We start from the raw sequence: 19,260 nt of genomic DNA on the forward strand, positions 1-19,260 counted from the left end.
CCAGGTTGACGCCAAGATAACTCTATGTATAACAATGTATTAAATGTTTTTATTCGAGCGAACTCTAGGATGGGCTACGAAACCGCCCGCCGGCATCCACAACACGCTCCGAGGCATCGCCACGCCAGGCTCCATGCGCCGCGCGATCTTTCAATAATTCCTCGATCCGCGCAAACACGACTCGAAGCGTCGCCGCATCGGGCAGATTGGTGACCCGGAAAAAATTCCTGTAAGACACGTTGAAGCTGCTGCCCGGGGCGACCAGTACATGTTTCTCCTCCAGCAACTGCAAAGCGAATTCCGTGTCCTTGAAATGTGGAAATCGTTCGTCATCGACCGCGACGAATCCATACAGGGCACCCTGCGGGCGAACCAGCGAGAGAAACTCACTCTTGTCACAGGCTTCGATCAGCGCCTGCCGCGACGCATGCAACCGCCCTTGCGGCGCCACGAGTTCGCGGATGCTCTGGTAGCCACCCAGCGCGGTCTGGACAGCCCATTGCGCCGGCACATTGGCGCAAAGTCGCAATGAAGCGAGAAGTTCCATTGCGTTCAGCAGCTCGCCTGCCAATTGCAAACGCCCCGACACAACCGCCCATCCAACCCGATAGCCGCAGGCGCGATAGACCTTGGACAGCCCCGACATGGTCACGCACAGGGTATCGTGCACAAGGCTCGCCATGGGGATGAATTCAGCTTCGTCGTAAAGCACCTGATCGTAGATCTCGTCCGCGAAAACGAGCAGACCGTGTCGTTCCGCCAACGCCGCAATGGCCTCCAGCACGGCTCGCGGGTAGACCGCGCCAGTGGGATTGTTGGGGCTGATGACGACGATCGCGCGCGTGCGCGGCGTGATCAGGCTTTCGATCTCGGCCGGATCGGGCACGAAGGCATTCTCGTGGCGAGCCGGATAATGGACCGCGCGCCCGCCGTTGAGGTTGACGGCTGCCGTCCACAGCGGGTAGTCCGGGCTTGGCACCAGGACTTCATCACCGGCCGATAGCAAGGCTCGCAGCGACAGGTCGATCAATTCGCTGACACCATTGCCTATGAAGACTTCCTCGGCGCTGACGCCCAGTATCCCTCGCGCCTGCTGCTGCATGACCACGGCTTCGCGCGCGGGGAATATGCCCTTCTGGTGGCAATACGCTTCGCTCTGGCCGAGATTCTCGATCATGGCGAGACGCATGGTCTCCGGAGCCCGAAAACCGAACAGGCCTGGATTGCCGATGTTGAGGGAGATGATCTCGTAGCCGCGTTTTTGCAGCTCATGGGCACGTCGCGCCAACCGCCCGCGTATCTCGTAGCGGACGTTCTGTACCACGGTGCTGGCGCGCATGGGTCTGTCCTGGCTCATGCATCAAAGCATAGCCAGTCGACCGACTGCGTGCACGAGAACTACTTCAAGAACCGCCTGTGTCGGCTCCCGCAATCAGGCACGCGAGAGCCGCCCGGTCATCCTGGTCGTCGAGCCCGACGAAAGCCATGGTCGTGCCCGGCACGAAACGGGCTGGATTCTCGATGAACCGCTGCAGATTGTCCCGATCCCAGACGATTCCAGACTCTCGCAAGGCGGGGGAAAAGCTGTACCCCGGGAGGGTGCCCGCCCGCCGCCCGACAACGCCCACCAACGGTGGTCCGTCGTGGCCGCCAGGCAGGTCAGCCAGGGTGTGGCAGGCCTGGCAGAGGGTGGCAACCTCGCGCGCGAGGGTCAGGTTACAGCCGCCCGCGGTCGCAGCAACCTCGGGTTCGCCAATTGCCATTTCGGCGGGAGGGTCTTCCGCGAGCACGGTACCCATCGTCGCCACGGCATAGGCCACGAGCGCAGCAACAGCACCCGCCCGGCCAGACACGTTCAGCCCTGCTCCAGGAGCGAACGCAACATCCAGGCATTCTTCTCGTGCACTTCGAGGCGTTGGGTCATGAGATCCGCGCTCGGCTGATCGCGCGCCTCCTCGGCAGCGATTATCGCAGCCCTGGCCGTACGGCACAGCGCCTCCTGGCCATCCACGAGTTGCTGGATCATCTGCTTCGCCGGTGGTGTGCCTTCCTCCTCACGGATGGAACCGAGTTCCGCAAAGCGGCGATACGATCCAGGCGCGGGCGCGCCGAGCGCGCGGATCCGCTCGGCAATCGGATCTAGCGCGTTCCACAGTTCCGTATACTGGTCCATGAACATGACGTGCAGCGTCTGGAACATGGGTCCTGTGACGTTCCAGTGGAAATTGTGCGTCTTGAGGTAGAGCAGGTAGCTGTCTGCCAGTGTCCGCGACAGGGCATCGACAACCTTTGCGCGGTCCTTTTCGCTGATTCCGGTATTGATAGCCATGGTCTACTTCCTCCAGCTTGCGGTGCATTCGATGCAACCAGTCTGGTCCGGATCGGCTAATAAATCCAATCGATTGCGCAGAGACAATCGATAGATACTGTCTATCTATCCCCTGCCCGTTACTTTTTCTTGCGCCGCCGACGGCGGTGCGAATGCTCAACACGTCCATCGCCGTGATGGTGCGGTGAATCGCCATGCGCATGACCGTGGTCGTGCTCGAAATCCACCGGGTGGTTGTGCCCCGCCATGTTGATCCAGCGATACAGCTGCGGCTTCCAGGCGAGCATGCGGCTTGCCGCCCGCTGCCGGTTCTCTTCGATATTGGTCCAGGGATTGAAGTGAAAATGATTGTAGAGCTGGGAGTCGGTCCGGCCGATGGCAAGGATACCGAGCTTGCTCGCGAATGCCCCGTGGTTGATGTAGGGCGGTCGATAGAAATAGCCCCCCGTGGGCAGGTCGCCAAACTGCATCATCCAGGAGGTTCCCCAGATGTGATAGGCCTCCTCCGCGCAGTCGTGGTAGGAAATATTGTCCTGCCAGAAATTCGGCGTCATGCAATAGAGGAAAGTGAACGCCTGCGTGCGAACATCATAGTGCAGCACCTTGACCATGCAACCGGGCGCCGTCGCCGGAAAGAAATTCGTCGACGTCCATTGCAGGTTGTCGTAGGAATTGACGGCCGTGAACTGGCTGCGCTCTGCAAGCGGGTGGTCACAATCGGACTCTACGAACGAGGGCTCGCCATAGTTGTAGAAAATGAGGCCGGTCGCGCCGCGGGGCGAGGACAATGCTTCGATGGCAACTCCGGCAGGAACGAAGAAATAGCTGCCCGGCCCCCAGGTTTTGTCACCGACCCTGATCGAGCCGCTCATGATGAACAGTTCGTATTCGCTATAGCTCATGCCTGGCGGCTGGCTATAGCCCGGCTCGAACAGCACGGTCATGCTGCACGCACCGGTATCGTCATCCAGGGACAGCATCTTGTACTGCTGCCCTTTCGGGAAACCGGGCAAGGTCATTTTCTTGAATGGAACGACTCGATCGACGAATGGTTCAATATGAGGGCGAGCCATGTGTCAACTCCAGTAAAGCTACGGCGCAGCTGCGCTCAAAAAACGACGCGGAATTTGCGCCTGGGCTTGGTCGGAATCTCCTCCGGCCTCACCTTGCGCATTTGATCAAAATGCACGTGAACTCCGCGCGTCTGGATGCGCTGCAGGAAGTCGGTAATCCAGCGATCGCGTTTGGGTGACAGGCGATCCTGTTCGGCCACGATGGTTCGATAGCGACGCTTTTGTTCTGCCGATTCCCGCTTGAGCCAGGCGAGTACGTCCCGACTTCTCTTGTGCTTGATCGCCTGCATTTGTCCGTCGTCCTCTGGTGGGCTGCGTAGCAGCAACTTTAGGTCAGGTCCGTCTTCTGAGCACGGTAGTCAGTCCCGGCTGCCCGCTGCGTGGCCTTCCCGGGTCGCAGCCATGGCATCCCTCGGCGCCCGGCAATCGCCAACCAACAGGACATCCACATCGGGCAGACTCCCCAATCCTGCCAGGAGGCCCAGTTGTGGCTGGCGGGCAGTCGAGTAGGTCACCAGGGCGATGTCATTGACGGTGCTCGTATCACCATTGTACACATTTCGAATCGCAAGCTGACCGTCAGCCCAGTCGCTGGCGCTGTCGACCTCGCTGCAACAACGGATATCGGCCCGAGCATGGTGCAGATGCCGCAATAAAGCGAGCCGGTTCACGAGCGCACAATCCTCTGCAATCCGATCGCGGGTCGTGACGATCAAGACCCGCGAGAACAACTGGCACAACCGCAATGCGGCATGGTAGGTACCCAATGTGCCATCTTCATCGATCAATACCGCCGTGCCATCCGCGTAGGATTGTCGTCTCAGGTTGACCATCGTGTCGCGCAGATCGCAGATGACGCCCTCCTCGCCAAGCTCTCGGGGCAAGCTGGCCGGCCAACTCATGTCTGCGCCAGTCGCCACGACGATACGCTCGGGGCGCAGCTGCATGATGTCATCGACACCCGCACGCACGCCTGGCTCCAGGGCTACACCAGCGCGTTTGGCTCTTTGAAGCTGATAGTCGTAGATACTCGAAAGATGCTGGCCGCCAGGCAGTTCCGCGTGCAGGCGTGTCTTGCCGCCAAGGTCCGCGGACGCGCAAAAAAGCGTTACCTTGTGGCCGCGCTGTGCCGCTACCCAGGCGGCTTCCGCGCCAGCAATACCGCCACCGATCACGACCACGCGACGACCCGTGCTCGTGCGGCGCGGCGGCGGAGCCACTTCCAGCGGATCGGCCACCAGCGGATTGTTGTCACAGGCGACCGGACGGGAGGCGACGATGCGTCCCCAGCAGCTGTTGCAGCCAACGCAATAACGTATGTCGGACTCGCGACCTGCAGCCACCTTGCTGGGCCAGGCCGGATCCGTAATCAGCGGACGTCCCAAAGCGATCAGATCCGCGCAATCCGCGGCACGCAGCGCCGCGGCTTCGGCGGGGTCGGTAATGCCACCAACCGCCACCAGCGCCGGCAATGCAGAGTGTCCCGCCGCGAGCCGAGCGCGCAAGCGGCGCAACTGCGCGGCAAAAGGCGCACGTGGCATCAGCAGATCCGGCAGGTGCAGGTCCAGGGTATGTGCGTGCGTACCCCAGGCCGGACACAGGTAGTCGACGTCGGTCGCAGCGACGATCGACTCACACAGGCGCTCGCAGTCAACTGGCCCGAGACCGCCGGGCAAGCCATCATCGCCCGGCACTTTCACGCCGATGACGAACGATGCTGCGGTTGCCGCCCTGACTGCCGCAATGACGTCGAACAGAAATCTCGCCCTGCCGGCGGCATCCCCGCCATAGCGATCCTTGCGGCGATTCGAGCGCGGCGAGAGGAACTGGTGAAAAAGATGACCATGACCGGCCGATATTTCCACGCCGGCGAAGCCGGCCCGCTGCAGGCGACGTGCCGACGCGGCAATCTCTTCCACCATGCGTTCGATTTCATGCGCAGCGAGTTCGCGTGGCACAGTCCAGCTGAGATCGTCCGGCAGCGCCGATGGCGCGATGGCATCTTCGGTACGACCGCCAACGTGCCGACCTCGGCCAGGGTCCTGGATCTGTGCAAACAGACGGCAGTCGAAATGCTCGACGGCGGCCGCCCAGCGACACAGGCTATCGTAGGCCGAGTCGTCAAAAGCGCTGACCTTGTATGGCAGCTTGTGATGTGAAGCAACGCTGAGCGGTTCGGTGACGACTGCAGCAGCACCGCCCGCGGCACGATTGGCGTAGTAACGTACCATCGCCTCCGTGGCCTTTTGGGCTTCACCCATGCGTGTCGTTATCGCCGCATGGATTATCCGGTTGCGCAGTCGCAGACGGCCTCGTTGCAGGGGCGCGAACAGCTCGGGGTAATTCATCGACCCTGCCCTTGCTGCAGCTGGCTCCGCCCGAAGAAGGCCTCGCGCGTGCGGCGATCCGGGTTGCCGATGCGGGTGTGTTCGGCCATGACAGCCATGCCGCGGCGAACAGCCGGACGCTCGCCGATGCGCTCGAACCAGCGCTTCACGTTGGCAAATTCGCCCAGTTCGATCCGGTGCAGCCAGCGCACGTCGACCCAGGGGTAGACGGCAATGTCCGCGATCGAATAGTCATCTGCCAGATATCGGCGATGCCGGAGGCGGCGATCCATCACACCATAAAGGCGCAGTGTTTCGTTGCGATAACGTTTGATGGCATAGGGAATGCGCTTCGGCGCGTAACCCAGAAAGTGGCCACATTGCCCGAACATCGGTCCGACACTCGCGACCTGGAAATTGAGCCATTGCAGCGTGTTGTAGCGCTGCCTCGGCGAACGTGACAACAATCGTCCGGTCTTGTCCGCAAGGTATTGCAGGATCGCGCCGGATTCGAACACCGCAAGGCGACCGCCTGCCAGCGACTCGGTGTCGACGATTGCCGGAATCTTGTTATTCGGGCTCAGGCGCAGGAAGCGCTGCGAAAATTGTTCGCCGCGCAGGATATTGACAGGTCGCAGCCGATACGGCAGCGCCAGCTCCTCGAGCACAATGGTCACCTTCTGACCATTCGGCGTAGGCCAATAGTACAAATCTATCATCGTCCATTCCTATGCTAGGGTAGTCGCATGCTCCAGGCCATAGTTTCCGTGACCTTGACCACGGACCATCTGCAGGACACCGCCGCGATCTATGGCCGCTGGCTTGGATTCAAACCAGCCGCCACCGGCCGCATCCCGCCGCAGCTTGCGGCCCTCTGGAATCGTCCGGCCATGGGCGGCAAGCCGTTCCAGCTCCTGCAACCTGCCAGCAACTGCGGTGTATACCTGCGCCTGATCGAGTCCGTCGCCGACAGCAGCTACGTGGCGTTACGCGACCTCGGCTGGAATGCCAACGAAATGCTGGCTCGCGATCCCGAGCAATTGGCACGCAGCTTGCGAACCTCTGCGTTCACGATCGTTGGCGAACCGAGACCCTTGACGATGAATCCGGCGGTCGTCGCGATGCAGGCTCGCGGACCCTGTGGCGAGATCAATTACTTCACGCGCCTGCCGGGCGATGGTCGAAGTCTGCTCGACTGCACGGCCGAGAGTTTCGTGGATCGAACGTTCATCGTCGTCTGCGCAGCGACCAGTATGGCTCGCATGAGCGAGTTCTACGGCGCGACGCTTGGCCTTGCGACCACCGACATTATCGATGCCCGGATAGAACTGATCAATCGAGCGCTCGATCGGCCGATTGACGAAACCCGCCCCATGCGACTAGCGCGAGTTGGACGCGATTTTCTCATCGAACTTGACGAGTACCCGAGCGATACCGCAGCGCGTCGATGGCCAGCGGATAATCTGCCCGCTGGAATCGGCATGGTCAGTTTCCGCGCTGCACCGGGGAGCGGATCCCGGCTGTCACGACTGCCGTGGTTGCGATCGCCGCAGCCGATCGCCGAGCCGCCTTACGGTGGTTGCCATGCCGGTGTGCTCGTGGGGCCCGGCGGCGAATTGGTTGAAGTGATCAGCGCGGACTGACTTCGACGACCGACATATAACGACTCAAATGCACGCCACGCGGGTTATCGATCCAGCCACGAATTCTGTCCGATACTAGCCGACGCCCGACATAGCCATATAGCGGCATGAGCGGATGCGCGCCGATCGCCAGGAGCTCGGCTTGCCGAAGCGTCCGCGCGCGTTCGCCCGCATCCACGATGCTTTCGGCGCGATCGAGTAGCGCATCGTATCTGGTCGACCTGAAGCGCGACACGTTGATTCCAGTTGCGCGCGAGTCGAGCAAGCGCAGAAAACTCACTGCGTCGCTGTCTTCGGCATACCACGCGGCGCGCGCGACGTCGAAATCTCCGGATGCGAGATATTGTTGATGTGCCTTCATGTCGGCCGCGAGCAGCTCCACATCCACTCCAAGCGGTTTCCACATTGACGCCACGGCAAGTGCAACCTTGCGCTGCGTGTCGGCATTGTTGTAACGCAGGCGCAGCGCAAGTCGCCTTTGCGGCCCGAATCCTGCCTCGCGAAGCAAGTCGCGCGCGCGTGCGCGCCGTTCGGCCATCGGCAGCGCGGCACCGGGCTCACAACCCTTGTCGAAATAACCGTGCACTGACGGCGGCACGACACAGGTCGATGGTGGCTCGCCGGCACCCAGCACTTTGCCTGCGAGCAACTCGCGATCGACCGAGATGGACAACGCCTGCCTGATGCGGGCATCGTCGAACGGTTTCCTGCGGGTATTGAAGGCGTAGTACTCGAGTCCAAGCTGCTGTACCAGTCGCAGCTGCGCACCGAAACTGCGCCGCAACGTGCCCAATTGTTCGCTGGGGACGCTTACGATTGCATCCAGCTCGCCTGCCCGAAACCGGCGCAATGCGGTCGCCGGGTCTTCCACCGGTATGTGGTAGACAACGTCCAGTGCGACCTGTTTTGCGGCGTAGAAACGCGGATTGCGGTGCAGTTTCACATAGCTGTTTGGGCGCCACTCGCTCAAAACGAATGCGCCGTTCGAGACGATGTGCTCAGGGCGGGTCCAGTTCCTGCCGAAACGCTCGATTACGTGCCGAGGCACGGGGAGCGCCCGATGTACGATCAATTCATTGAAGTAGGGAGCCGGGTGCGTCAAGCGAATTTCTATCGTGTGCGAATCGGGCGCCGTGACGCCCAACCGCTCGACCGGCAACTCGCCGCGATTGACCGCTGCGGCATTGACGATTACGAACAGCAGTCCGGCCGCCGGTGCCGCGGTCGCGGGATCGAACAGGCGGCGGAACGAATAGAGGAAATCCGCGCTGTCGAGCCGTTTACCGTCGGACCACTCGAGGCCGTCTCGCAGGCGGTAGCGATAAACCCGCCCGTCCGCACTGACTGTCCAGGAGGCGGCGGATCCGGGAACAACCCGCGCGCGTGCATCAAGTGTCGTCAGCCCGTGAAAAAGATCCTGGGCGATATTGCCGTCCTGACCGTACACCCACATTTGGGGATCGAGCGTCTGGGGCTCGCCGGTGCTCGAGCGGCGCAATACCTGCTCGCCGGTGGCTGGCAGGGCCACCACCACCAGAACGATCGCGATCAGGGACTTCAAAATCGATGCAGCTCCACGAGCTCATAAACCGTCTGCATGTAGCCGGTTACTGCGGCTTTCAGGAGTACATAGTCGCCGTCATCCGTGCACCACAGATCGTAAGGCGGGTGTTTGCCTGGTTCGTTGCGGGTATCGGCTTCGTCGGCGTCGGACGTTTCTGCATAACGGAAATGCAAAGCCGCGAACTCGCCCGCGGCGACCTTGATGCGCTCCCGACCCACGAATGCCAGTCGCACGCCGATCGGATGCTCGCAAAGTAGTGGTCCCGTCGCTCCCCGGTGGTCGAGGGAGCATAGCAGGACGTTCCTGTAGACCCGGGTCCCCGGCCCGGCCTGCAAATCGACGATATGCGCGAGCCACGCATCGCCCTGGATGGGGTGCGTGCCAAATGCGGCCAGCGGCTCGGACAATGGCCAACGCTGCGACATCCGGCCTTCGAGTGCCGTGTACCCCTCACAGCTCGCCTCTGTCGCAGTGAAGCGGAACCAGCTGGAGCCGCGGAATTGATCCCCGACCGAGAGGCGGACGAAGCAATCGGTCGGCATCCAGGCATGATCGAGGCTCAAAACGACATCGCGCATGACATTCGGCGCGTCGTCGATTTCGACGTAGGCGCGCAGACTGCGCCGCCCGTCCGCATGTACCGTAATGGTGAATTCCTCCCTGCCGCGCTCGACTCCGCGCCGCTGCGGTTGGTTGCTGGTGTAACGAATGACGCCACGAATCCGGCGATGTGGAATTGGCAAGGTCAGTTCTCCTTGATCAATGGATCATGAAAGATAGTGCCAGGCTCGACGCTGGCAAACCACTCGCCGAGCCTCGGCCGCCCGGCGAAGCAGTCATGGTCCGGCGAAATGCCGCATTCTGCCGAGGCTAGCGTCGGAGTCTTTAGAACCAGGAACTGGATCGCGCCAACGGTGCGCAAATGCCCGATGTCGAGCGGCCTTGTCGAATCGACATCAGCGTCCATTTGATCCAGGCATCGCGCCACCCGCTGCCACTGGCGCATGACGAACCCTTGACGCAAGGACGACGGTTCCTGCCAGGACTCGATGATGATCTGCACGAAACTGTCGAACATGCCGTCGGCAAGCCAGGCCCGCCGCAACGCCTGGAATCGCTCCGGTCCGGCCGCAGGGTGCAATCGTCGGCGGTCATGCAGGCTGTCCAGATACTCATAAATGACCGGTCCGCCGGCCAGGTAATTGCCATCGTCGAGTATCAGCGTCGGCACCTTGCCCAGCGGGTTGACCGACGGCAGCGGTGTGTCGATATCGAATGGTCGGGTTGGAACAGGCTCGACCCGATCGCGCAATCCAGCATAGTTCAGCACGGCCTCGACCGTGTGTACATAGTGCTTGATCGGCGTGTACAGGAGCTTCATCCAGAACCTATCCGGCCAAGAGCCGCAGTATCAACCGGAACCCGCTGGCGCGTGAACATCAACATTCCAGCAAGCCACTGCGTGGCGAACCCCGACGTCCTGCAGCGGGGGTTTCATGCCGCGGCAGCCTGCGCTCGCCATCGGGCAGCGTGGCAGATAGCTGCAGCCGCCGCCACTGGGCTCGACTTCAGCTCCGGTTTCGCCTGCACTGGCGAGCTGCACCAACCGGTGACGCTGACGTTCCGGATCGGTTACCGGCGTTGCCGCCAGGAGCGCGCGCGTATAAGGATGACGCGGCGCCGAGAACAGCGCCTCAGCGGGCGCCGTCTCGACCAACCGTCCGCGAAACATCACCATGACCCGTGTGCACAGTTGGCGGACAACCGCGAGGTTGTGACTGACAAATACGATGGCAACGCCGCTGGTGCGAGCGAGTTCAGTCAATAGCGCCACGATTTGCGCCTGGATCGACACATCGAGAGCGCTGACCGCCTCATCGCAAATCAACACCTGCGGCCGGATGATCATTGCACGGGCAATCGCGACTCGCTGACATTGTCCACCGCTCAACATGTGCGGATAGCGGATCAACAGGCTGCGATCGAGCCCGACGGCCGCGAGCATGCCGGCGACCCGTTCGGCGCGTTCGTCGCTCCGAAGTCCCGGTTCGTGGATGCCGAGCGGCTCGGCAAGGCTCTGCGCAACCGTCATGCGCGGATCCAGACTTCCGGCGGGGTCCTGAAAAACCGCCTGGACATGACGGCGCAGCGGCCGCAGGCGCGACTCTCGCAACATGGTGACATCCGTGTTCCGCCAGCAAACCCTACCCCCTTCCGGCCAAACGAGCCGCAGCATCATGCGGATCAGCGTCGACTTGCCACAACCCGATTCGCCGACGATGCCGAGCACATCCCCGGGAAATACGGCCGCAGTCACGTCCTCCACTGCGACGACGCGGCGTGGACGCGCGAACCCGGCGCCAGCGTCGAGATAACTGCGACTTACATTTCGAAGCTCGATGAGCGCGTCAGTCATGATGATGGCATGCCAATTGCCACGACGAACCGTCGGCCGGCGCGAGCAGCGGCCGCCGCTCTCTGCACAGCTCGTCGGCCAACTGACAGCGCGGCGCAAATGCGCAACCCGGGACGCGCGCTGCTGGATCAGGCGGCTGGCCTGCGATGGGTCGTATTCGATCGCCCTCAGCATCATCAAGGCGCGGCACCGCAGCCAAAAGTGCACGCGTGTAGGGATGGCGAGGCGCCTTCAGCACGGAATCCACCGGACCAGACTCGACGATGCGTCCTGCATACATCACCAGCACTCGATGCGCGAGTCCTGCAACCACACCGATGTCGTGGCTGATCAGTGCAACTGCCAACTCTTCGTCGCGCAACAATCCAGCAAGAACCGCAAGCACCTGAGCCTGCACCGTGACGTCCAGGGCCGTCGTCGGTTCGTCGGCGACCAGCAGACGCGGGCCAGCCGCCAATACCATGGCCAGCATCGCGCGTTGTCGCATGCCGCCCGACAGTTGGTGGGGAAACTGGCGGGCCCGGAACTCCGGTTGCGGCATGCGTACCTTGCGCAACATGTCGATTGCCATTGCCCCGGCATCCGCCCGCCGCACCTTGCGATGCCGCAGGAGGTTCTCCTCGATCTGGCGACCGATGCGAAGATGGGGCGCGAGCGACGTCAATGGATCCTGGAAGACCACGCCGATCTTGGCGCCGCGCACGGGCCGGATCTGAGCTGCGTCCGACGGATCGACGCGCATGCCATCGACCATGACCGTGCCGCCTACCCGGCAGTTGCTGCCAGCGAGCCCGAGCGCAGCCAGGAAGGTCTGCGACTTTCCGGCTCCGGACTCGCCAACGATCGCCACACACTCACCGCGGTCGATTTGCAGAGCGATGTCCGATACGGCGCTGACGGGGCCACGGGGCGTCTCGAATTGAACGCTATAGTTGCTGAGCTCGAATACTGCCGTCACAGCCGTTCCGATGCCGGGTCCAGCGCGTCGCGCAGACCATCGCCGATGAAATTGAATGACAACAGCAGCGCCACCAGAAAGCCGCTGGGTACGAGCAACATCCAGGGCGCCGATTCCATCTCCCGCGCGCCTTCGGTTATCAAGCTGCCGAGACTCGCCATCGGTTCCTGAACACCCAGTCCGAGAAAACTGAGAAAACTCTCGAACAGGATCATCTGTGGAATGGTGAGAGTCGCATAGACAGCCACCGGACCGATGACATTGGGAATCACGTGCCGCCGCAGGATACCCGCAGTACCTACGCCAGTCGCCCGCGCGGCGAGCAGGAATTCTCGTTGCCTCAGCGCCATGGTCTGGCCACGTACGATTCTCGCCATCGTCAGCCAACCAACGGCGCCGATCGCCACGAACAGGATCACGATGTTGCCGCGCTCGAAAAGCGTCGACAGGATGATCACGATGAAGATGTACGGCAATGCGTAGAGAATGTCGACGAATCGCATCATCAGCGCATCGATCCGGCCTGCGAGCAGGCCCGCCGTGGCCCCCCAGATCACCCCGATCAGCAAGCTCACCGCACTTGCGGCAAGACCAATGAGCAGTGAAAGCCGCGTGCCTGCGAGCGTACGCACGAACATGTCGCGGCCTAGGCGATCAGTTCCAAACCAGTGCCCCGCCACGGAAACCGGGGGTACGGCAATATTGTCCCAATCGAGCGCATCGATCTCGTAACTCGACAGCAGCGGGCCCGCGATCGCGAGACCGGCCGTCGCCGCCAACACCAGCGCCGCAACCACAGCTGCGCGGTTTCGCAACAGCCGCCGCCACGCCGCACCCCAAAGCGACAATTCGTGCTCAGGCATCGCGAATGCGTGGATCCAGCCAGCCATAGAGCACGTCAGCCAGCAGGTTGCACGAGAGCGTCAACGCGCCGTAGAGGATGACCATGCCCATGACCAGGGTATAGTCGCGGTTGATCGCGCCATTGACGAGATAGCTGCCTGTGCCCGGCAGCGAGAATACGGTTTCGACAACAAGGGAGCCGGTGATGACGAAAGCGATCGCCGGCCCAAGATAGCTGACCACGGGCAACAACGCCGGACGCAGCGCATGGCGCGTGATGATCTGCCACTCACCGAGTCCTTTCGAGCGCGCCGTACGGATGAAGTCGCTGCTCATGACGTCGAGCAGGCTGCCACGCATCAGGCGCGCGACGTAGGCCATGACCGGCAATGCGAGCGTGACCACCGGGAGGACCAGGTAACGAGGCTCGCCACGCTCCCAGCCCGCGACTGGCAGCCATCCCAGGTGGATGCCAAACACCAAGGCCAGCGCCGGTCCGATGACAAACCCCGGCACCGCAACGCCAAGCACGGCGAGCGCCATGACCGAATGATCCGACCAGCCATTTCGCCGCAATGCCGCGACCATGCCAGCCGGTACGCCGACCAGGAGCGCCAGCAGCACGGCTGCGATACCCAGCGGAGCGCTGACCGGCAGTCCATTGCCAATCAGTTCCGTGACCGTGAAATCCTTGTATTTGAAGGATGGACCAAAATCGCCGTGCATCAAACCACCGAGGTAGCGTCCGAATTGCACGTAGAGGGGGCGATCGAGTCCATAGGCCGCCTCGAGATTGGCGCGTATCTGGGCGGGAATCACCTGCTCTTCATCGAAAGGCCCACCTGGAGCCAGTCGCACCAGGAAGAAGGTCAGTGTCACGATGATCAAAAGGGTCGGAACCATGCCCGCTACCCTGAGACAGACGAATCGGAGCACCGGCCTCGCCCTATAACGCCTCGGTGACGATGAACAACGGATTGTCCGCCATTGCGCGGAAGGTCTCGACGACCTTCTGCATGGCGGGAACCGATACGTCCTTGCCAAGTGCGTCGATGCTTTCGATACGCAGCACTTCGATGTATTGATATGGGGCGGGCGAGCCATCCATGAGTCCAACGGTTCGCAAAACCTCGAAACTGTTGACCGACGGCAATCGATTCACGGCCGGCAAGTCGATCTGGCGTGCGAATTTTTCGTAGTCCGCCACCTTGATGTCGGGACGAAGATTGAACAGAACGATGATCGTCGTCATGTACCACCCTGGCTTGCATGGGCCCGGCGCGTCGGGCACTGTGCGCAATTCATCTCTCCCTTGCAGGTTATCATGCAGGCGCCGCCCCGTTTAGACCCGCTTATCAGCTCTCAGGAGCTGGCATCCCGGCTCGGCGACAGCAACCTTCGCCTGTGCGACACGACTGTGTATCTGCGGGCAGAGCCGTCGGGCCGGCTCAAGGCCCAATCCGGCCGGGCTGATTACACCGCAGGTCACATTCCCGGCGCGGTTTTCGTCGATCTCCTGGATGATTTTGCCGCACCGCATGCCACGCTCAAGTTCATGCTGCCGACAGCCGGGCAGTTTGCGCATGGCATTGCGGCACTGGGCATCACCAGTGACCATGAAGTCATTTTCTATAACACAGGACCCACGTGGTGGAGCACACGCGCCTGGTTCATGTTCCGCGAGTTTGGTTTCGAGTCCGTGCGTGTCCTCGATGGTGGCCTGGACCTGTGGCTGCGACAGGGGTTGCCGGTCACGAATGCCGAGAGCCGGTTTGTACCCACCGCGGCTGTACCCGTCACGAGGCGCGGATTTTTCGTCGAGAAGGCGGACGTAATCGCAGCGCTCGCAGATACAGGGACTATATTGCTGAACGCCTTGTCTGCCGAGCAACATGCCGGACGGGGTGGAACCTACGCGCGCCGGGGTCATATCACGGGCAGCCGCAACTTGCCTGCGACGACCCTCTACGACGATGCCGGATGCTTTCAGGCGCACGATGCGCTGGCCGCCCGGTTTGCTGACGCCGGCATACACTCGCAGCTGCGCTGCATCAACTACTGCGGTGGCGGCATTTCCGCTACGACGCTCGCCTTTGCCCAATGTCTGTTGGGGTGGGACAAGGTGCAAATCTATGACGGGTCGCTCAGCGAGTGGGCCGGCGACCCCGACCTGCCCATGGCAACGGCGGACTAGAACTCGAATTGCACGCCCAGGCGATTCTGGACATTGCGCTTTTGCAGATCGGCACCTTCGGCCTCGTCGTGACTCCGTCGCTCGAGATCACGATTGGTCTCGTTGCGCAGGATCACGAGCAGATCCATGGTCGATTCGAGCGCAAACGGAAACTCATGCCAGGTGCCGATATGCATCATGAACCCTGTGCCAGGCGGAAACCGGAATGCACGCACAGACTCGACATCGGGCAGCGTATGCGGGCATGGCGGACCGAGTACGGCCACAAAGGGCCTCGCGGTGAGCGGCACGAATGCCTGGGTGTGCTTGAAGTGCCGCTCGAGATAACGGACCGACCGCGCGCGCGGATGAACGCGCGCAATGCTCAAGCGCGTATCGGCGTCGGATACGAATGCCCCCGGGTCGTATAGCTCCACGGCATCGCCATAGAAGTCGCTACGGGCGCCCCGTTGGCCTGGCGGAACCGCGAGCAACCGGCCAAAGGGCGCAAAATTGGCAACATCCGGTTCGATCAATGGCAAGCGCACGCAAGTCATCGTGGCAACCTGTCTGGCTTGATAGCGTGCCTGTCGGCCCCATTGCCGACGGTGGCATACTGGGTGAATGATATCGACCTACAACGCTCTGCAGTACCTGCATATCGTGTTGTTTGCCTATTGGTTGGGCGGTGACCTCGGGGTATTTCTGGCCGCACGCCGGGTCGCACAGACCGACCTGACGCTCGATGAGCGATTACGCTTCCTGCAATTGCTCCTTGCAACGGACATGGCTCCGCGTACGGCCCTGGTGCTCATGGTTCCGGTGGGGAGCACGCTGGCTGCACTCGCCGGTTGGCTGGCACTGCCCCGCGCCCTGCTAGCAATCATCTGGGTCGGTTCGATGCTTTGGCTCGCCCTCACCTGGCATCTCTATCTACAGAGCCGGCGGGGTCGGGCATTGGCGCGGCTGACCCGCCTGGATCGTCATGTGCGCCTGGCAGTGATCGGCACTTTCATGGGTCTGGCCGCAGGCCAACTGATGGGCATGCTGCCGACCGTACCGAACTGGCTCGCTGCCAAGTTTGCCTTGTACGCCTTCGTGATCGTGCTCGGATTGCTGCTGCGCGGCGTAATCACCGCATGGCGCCTCGGATTCCAGCAGCTGCGCGCCGGCGCGGGTGTCGATGCGGCGAACGATCTCATCCATGGCGCCCACCGTCGGGCGGCCCGGCTGGCACTCGCGCTTTGGATTGCTGTCGCGGTGATCGCCTGGCTTGGTGTCACCAAGCCCGCGCTCGGCTGATTCGATCGTCAAACGGGCTGCCTGGTGATCCAGGCAGCCCGGTAGCAACGACGTTGTGGCGTCAGAACTTGTAGTTGAAACGCAAGCCCACTTCGCGGCGATCCAACGGCGTTACGGCAACGCCTTGCTTGGCGGTCAGGAACGCGAATTGCGTGGGGCTCGAGAAATCAGTCCAGCGAGCGCCGGTCTGCCAGGCATCCTCGTCGAACAGGTTCTTCACGAACAGCTCGACCCGATAGTTGTCCTTCTCGATACCACCACGCAGATTGACGACCGTGTAGTCCGCGAGTGATGCGAGATTGGATTCATCGACGAATGTCTCACCCTGATAGACGAGGTCCCCGCGAACATAGGCATTCTGCGAACCCATCCGGAAGTCGTAGGTGGCCGATGCGTTGCCGCTCCACTCCGGTTGTCGCGGCGTGCGATTGCCTGCCATCTGCGAGAAGCCGGCGAAGGGCGCCACGAAATTGAAGATGTAGTTGTCGTACTTGGAATCGATGTAGGCAAAATTGAGGGCCATGTTGAGGTTGCGCACGGGCCGCCACAAGGTCTCGACCTCGAGGCCACGGATGGTCGCATCACCCGGCAACAGAATATTGCGCGAATTGAAGAACGGTATCAGCGTGCCAGTACCGTCATCGATCATCTTCGGATCCCCAGGCTGTACACCTGGGAAGGTGCAGCCGGTGACACCAATGGCGTTCGCACCTGTGGCATCGCAGGTCTCGTTGATCAGGAACGACGAGCGGCCCTTGATGTTCTTCCACTTGTTCTCATAGATCGCGACGTTCAGTTGCACGCGTCCGTCGGCGAAGCGCTGCTTCCAACCCAGTTCCAGCGCCTTGTTGGTCTCGGCTTCGAGCGACTCCTTGATGGTCGGATCCTGGGCCAGGTACTGCGCCCGCTCGCGGGCATCGGCGTCGATGTACGAGGTATTGAAGTCGCCGGCGATCATGCCCTCGGCATAGCTTGCGTAGACCGTCGTCGCGTCGGTCGGCTCCCAGCGCACGATGAACCGCGGCAGGAATTTCTTGAACTCGTCAGTCAGCAGTGGCTGTCCGGGATTGCTGAGTCCGCCGCCCTTGGTCAGCTTGTCCTGTTGCTGCCGGCCCTCGAGTATGACCGTGAATTGATCAGTCATCTTGAAATCGACGGACCCGAAGAAGCCGGTAACCTCGGCTCGATCGGCATTGGCGAGCGTGGTGTTGGCAAAACTCAATGCAAAGTTCGGAATGCAGGTCGCGAAACTATCGGTCAGCGTCGGCGACGTGGAGAAGCAGGACGTCGTCGCATGGCCGCCCTCGCCGGCCGAAACGAATTCCTGCTTGTATCGATTGACACCGAGCAACCAGCTGAATCGACGCTGCTGGGGGCTGCTCACGCGAAACTCATAGCTTTGATCCTCCATGTACTGAGGATCGCGGGAAAACCAGTTGAGCCTGTCGGAGAGGTCGAAATCGCGTATCCAGGTCGCTGCCTGCTCGTTGTAACCCGCCGTCAGTTCGAATTCGTAGTCGTTGTAGTTATAGGCGAAATTGACATTGGCGCGCTCGGTCCGACGCACCAGGCCGATGTGGTCGATCTTCGGCAGCGAAACCCCGGTCACACCCGCGGGCAAGGCAGGCGTGTTCGCAAAGAAAGCACCAATATTGGCCGGCAGGATCGTGTTGGCGGAACTCGGGCTGAAGCCCGGATCGGTGATCGCGTTATTGGGACCAGGCACCTGGCCGCAGATGTAGCGCACAGGATTCGCCGTCTGGCCGGCCGCCGTGGTGATCGTAGTGCCGGTGCAGGTGTCATTCAAAATGCCCGAGATGAAGCCCTGCGCCGGTGCACCGTCCTCGTCTTCGCTGTGCGAGTAGTTGATGCGAACCGCGAGTCGCTCGGAAGGCGTCAGCAGCAGCGAACCGTTGAGCGTGGTCGTCTGCTCATCACCCAGCCGCCCGCGGTCGGTTGCAGTGAAATGGCCCTGCTTGTCGTACAAGCGCCCGCTCAGGTTGAAGGCGATGCGGTCTTCGACGATAGGTCCGCTGAGGTAACCGGAAATCTCATTGTTGCTTCGATCCGTCGTGCTGATCGAAACCTCGCCCGTCAGTTCCTTCATGTTGGGCCGACGGGTGATCAGATTGACCGCACCACCGAAGGTATTGCGGCCGAAGTAAGCCGCCTGCGGACCCTTGATGACTTCCACGCGCTCAACATCCATCAGCGGCAGCGAAGTGCCGCCATTGAGAACGTAGATACCGTCAATGAACAAGGCGCCGGTGGCAAAACTTGGCGAGAATTGCGCCGTCGTCATGCCGCGAAATTGCAGCTGGGTATTGTAGCGACCGGGCTGCTGGTTGCCCTGGTTCATGAATTGAAAGCCAGCAGCGAGTTGCGACAGATCCTGCAAGCCGGTGAGATTGGCCGCCTCGATGTCGTCGGCACCGAAAGTCGTAATGGCGATGGGCACGTCCTGGAGGGATTCAACGCGCTTTCGCGCCGTGACGGTCACTTCCTGCAACGCATCGCTACCTTCGCTTGCGCTGGTGTCTTGTGCAAGACCGGCGCTGGGCATGCCAGCGGCCAAAGTCACGCACAGCGCGCCCAGATAACCCCAACGGCATCGCTGAAACATGTGTGTGCT

Annotated in this window: 20 protein-coding genes; 3 read left to right on the plus strand and 17 right to left on the minus strand. The window is 61.7% G+C overall.

What is annotated here, in order from left to right; genetic code table 11:
* Positions 1–64 precede the first annotated feature (64 nt).
* From R3E77_09565 to R3E77_09595, 7 genes are all read right to left on the minus strand, one after another.
* Positions 65–1,357, minus strand: a complete 1,293-nt coding sequence (locus tag R3E77_09565) for an aminotransferase class I/II-fold pyridoxal phosphate-dependent enzyme (GenBank protein ID MEZ5499661.1) — start codon at positions 1,355–1,357, stop codon at positions 65–67.
* 46 nt (positions 1,358–1,403) lie between these two features.
* Positions 1,404–1,853: a hypothetical protein gene (locus R3E77_09570; protein MEZ5499662.1), complete on the minus strand. Its 450-nt coding sequence runs from the start codon at positions 1,851–1,853 to the stop codon at positions 1,404–1,406.
* Between the two features lie 2 nt (positions 1,854–1,855).
* Positions 1,856–2,329, minus strand: a complete 474-nt coding sequence (locus R3E77_09575) for a Dps family protein (GenBank protein ID MEZ5499663.1) — start codon at positions 2,327–2,329, stop codon at positions 1,856–1,858.
* 119 nt (positions 2,330–2,448) lie between these two features.
* Positions 2,449–3,402, minus strand: a complete 954-nt coding sequence (locus R3E77_09580) for a DUF4437 domain-containing protein (protein ID MEZ5499664.1) — start codon at positions 3,400–3,402, stop codon at positions 2,449–2,451.
* Positions 3,403–3,437: 35 nt separating this feature from the next.
* On the minus strand, positions 3,438–3,692 hold the full coding sequence (locus R3E77_09585) for a hypothetical protein (GenBank protein ID MEZ5499665.1): 255 nt from the start codon (positions 3,690–3,692) through the stop codon (positions 3,438–3,440).
* A 69-nt stretch (positions 3,693–3,761) separates the two neighbouring features.
* Positions 3,762–5,750, minus strand: coding sequence for an FAD-dependent oxidoreductase (locus R3E77_09590; GenBank protein ID MEZ5499666.1), 1,989 nt, complete (start codon positions 5,748–5,750; stop codon positions 3,762–3,764).
* A complete protein-coding gene (locus R3E77_09595; protein ID MEZ5499667.1) occupies positions 5,747–6,448 on the minus strand; it encodes a glutathione S-transferase N-terminal domain-containing protein in 702 nt (233 codons plus the stop codon). The genes R3E77_09590 and R3E77_09595 overlap by 4 nt, the downstream gene beginning before the upstream one ends.
* Positions 6,449–6,475: 27 nt before the next feature.
* Between R3E77_09595 and R3E77_09600 the strand changes: the two genes are divergently transcribed.
* On the plus strand, positions 6,476–7,372 hold the full coding sequence (locus R3E77_09600; protein ID MEZ5499668.1) for a hypothetical protein: 897 nt from the start codon (positions 6,476–6,478) through the stop codon (positions 7,370–7,372).
* On the opposite strand, the gene R3E77_09605 is transcribed toward R3E77_09600, so the two are convergent.
* The 8 genes from R3E77_09605 to R3E77_09640 are packed head-to-tail and all read right to left on the minus strand — an operon-like array spanning position 7,359 to position 14,405.
* Entirely contained in the window at positions 7,359–8,933 is a 1,575-nt protein-coding gene (locus tag R3E77_09605; protein MEZ5499669.1) for a peptide ABC transporter substrate-binding protein, read from the minus strand. The two genes, R3E77_09600 and R3E77_09605, sit on opposite strands and share 14 nt — an antisense overlap.
* A complete protein-coding gene (locus R3E77_09610; GenBank protein ID MEZ5499670.1) occupies positions 8,930–9,679 on the minus strand; it encodes a hypothetical protein in 750 nt (249 codons plus the stop codon). Before R3E77_09610 ends, R3E77_09605 begins: the two co-directional genes overlap by 4 nt.
* A gap of 2 nt (positions 9,680–9,681) precedes the next feature.
* Positions 9,682–10,317 carry a glutathione S-transferase family protein gene (locus tag R3E77_09615; GenBank protein MEZ5499671.1) on the minus strand — a complete coding sequence of 212 codons (636 nt, stop codon included), beginning with the start codon at positions 10,315–10,317 and terminating at the stop codon, positions 9,682–9,684.
* Positions 10,318–10,347: 30 nt separating this feature from the next.
* Positions 10,348–11,352 (minus strand): ATP-binding cassette domain-containing protein, encoded by a 1,005-nt coding sequence (locus R3E77_09620; protein ID MEZ5499672.1) that lies wholly within the window; start codon positions 11,350–11,352, stop codon positions 10,348–10,350.
* The gene (locus R3E77_09625) at positions 11,345–12,310 is read right to left on the minus strand and encodes an ABC transporter ATP-binding protein (GenBank protein ID MEZ5499673.1); all 966 of its coding nucleotides are present in this window, start codon (positions 12,308–12,310) and stop codon (positions 11,345–11,347) included. Before R3E77_09625 ends, R3E77_09620 begins: the two co-directional genes overlap by 8 nt.
* Positions 12,307–13,173 carry an ABC transporter permease subunit gene (locus R3E77_09630; GenBank protein ID MEZ5499674.1) on the minus strand — a complete coding sequence of 289 codons (867 nt, stop codon included), beginning with the start codon at positions 13,171–13,173 and terminating at the stop codon, positions 12,307–12,309. The genes R3E77_09625 and R3E77_09630 overlap by 4 nt, the downstream gene beginning before the upstream one ends.
* The gene (gene oppB / locus R3E77_09635; protein ID MEZ5499675.1) at positions 13,166–14,089 is read right to left on the minus strand and encodes an oligopeptide ABC transporter permease OppB; all 924 of its coding nucleotides are present in this window, start codon (positions 14,087–14,089) and stop codon (positions 13,166–13,168) included. Before oppB ends, R3E77_09630 begins: the two co-directional genes overlap by 8 nt.
* A gap of 10 nt (positions 14,090–14,099) precedes the next feature.
* The gene (locus R3E77_09640; protein MEZ5499676.1) at positions 14,100–14,405 is read right to left on the minus strand and encodes a hypothetical protein; all 306 of its coding nucleotides are present in this window, start codon (positions 14,403–14,405) and stop codon (positions 14,100–14,102) included.
* Between the two features lie 72 nt (positions 14,406–14,477).
* On the opposite strand from R3E77_09640, the gene R3E77_09645 reads away from it, so the two are divergent.
* Positions 14,478–15,347, plus strand: a complete 870-nt coding sequence (locus R3E77_09645) for a sulfurtransferase (GenBank protein MEZ5499677.1) — start codon at positions 14,478–14,480, stop codon at positions 15,345–15,347.
* Here the strand turns inward: R3E77_09645 and R3E77_09650 are convergent.
* Entirely contained in the window at positions 15,344–15,883 is a 540-nt protein-coding gene (locus R3E77_09650) for an ureidoglycolate lyase (GenBank protein MEZ5499678.1), read from the minus strand. The genes R3E77_09645 and R3E77_09650 overlap by 4 nt on opposite strands.
* A 67-nt stretch (positions 15,884–15,950) precedes the next feature.
* Here R3E77_09650 and R3E77_09655 point away from each other — a divergent pair, with 67 nt between their 5' ends.
* On the plus strand, positions 15,951–16,628 hold the full coding sequence (locus R3E77_09655; GenBank protein ID MEZ5499679.1) for a hypothetical protein: 678 nt from the start codon (positions 15,951–15,953) through the stop codon (positions 16,626–16,628).
* Between the two features lie 61 nt (positions 16,629–16,689).
* Here R3E77_09655 and R3E77_09660 read toward each other — a convergent pair whose 3' ends face one another.
* Positions 16,690–19,251 carry a TonB-dependent receptor gene (locus tag R3E77_09660; GenBank protein ID MEZ5499680.1) on the minus strand — a complete coding sequence of 854 codons (2,562 nt, stop codon included), beginning with the start codon at positions 19,249–19,251 and terminating at the stop codon, positions 16,690–16,692.
* Positions 19,252–19,260: the final 9 nt, after the last annotated feature.

Source organism: Steroidobacteraceae bacterium (assembly GCA_041395505.1).
Taxonomy (GTDB): Bacteria; Pseudomonadota; Gammaproteobacteria; order Steroidobacterales; family Steroidobacteraceae; genus JAWLAG01.

Coding starts and splice junctions, on each gene's coding strand:
- R3E77_09565 (MEZ5499661.1), bottom strand. CDS start 1,357: ATGAGCCAGGACAGACCCATGCGCGCCAGCACCGTGGTACAGAACGTC.
- R3E77_09575 (MEZ5499663.1), bottom strand. CDS start 2,329: ATGGCTATCAATACCGGAATCAGCGAAAAGGACCGCGCAAAGGTTGTC.
- R3E77_09580 (MEZ5499664.1), bottom strand. CDS start 3,402: ATGGCTCGCCCTCATATTGAACCATTCGTCGATCGAGTCGTTCCATTC.
- R3E77_09585 (MEZ5499665.1), bottom strand. CDS start 3,692: ATGCAGGCGATCAAGCACAAGAGAAGTCGGGACGTACTCGCCTGGCTC.
- R3E77_09590 (MEZ5499666.1), bottom strand. CDS start 5,750: ATGAATTACCCCGAGCTGTTCGCGCCCCTGCAACGAGGCCGTCTGCGA.
- R3E77_09595 (MEZ5499667.1), bottom strand. CDS start 6,448: ATGATAGATTTGTACTATTGGCCTACGCCGAATGGTCAGAAGGTGACC.
- R3E77_09600 (MEZ5499668.1), top strand. CDS start 6,476: ATGCTCCAGGCCATAGTTTCCGTGACCTTGACCACGGACCATCTGCAG.
- R3E77_09615 (MEZ5499671.1), bottom strand. CDS start 10,317: ATGAAGCTCCTGTACACGCCGATCAAGCACTATGTACACACGGTCGAG.
- R3E77_09620 (MEZ5499672.1), bottom strand. CDS start 11,352: ATGACTGACGCGCTCATCGAGCTTCGAAATGTAAGTCGCAGTTATCTC.
- R3E77_09630 (MEZ5499674.1), bottom strand. CDS start 13,173: ATGCCTGAGCACGAATTGTCGCTTTGGGGTGCGGCGTGGCGGCGGCTG.
- R3E77_09640 (MEZ5499676.1), bottom strand. CDS start 14,405: ATGACGACGATCATCGTTCTGTTCAATCTTCGTCCCGACATCAAGGTG.
- R3E77_09645 (MEZ5499677.1), top strand. CDS start 14,478: ATGCAGGCGCCGCCCCGTTTAGACCCGCTTATCAGCTCTCAGGAGCTG.
- R3E77_09650 (MEZ5499678.1), bottom strand. CDS start 15,883: ATGACTTGCGTGCGCTTGCCATTGATCGAACCGGATGTTGCCAATTTT.
- R3E77_09655 (MEZ5499679.1), top strand. CDS start 15,951: ATGATATCGACCTACAACGCTCTGCAGTACCTGCATATCGTGTTGTTT.
- R3E77_09660 (MEZ5499680.1), bottom strand. CDS start 19,251: ATGTTTCAGCGATGCCGTTGGGGTTATCTGGGCGCGCTGTGCGTGACT.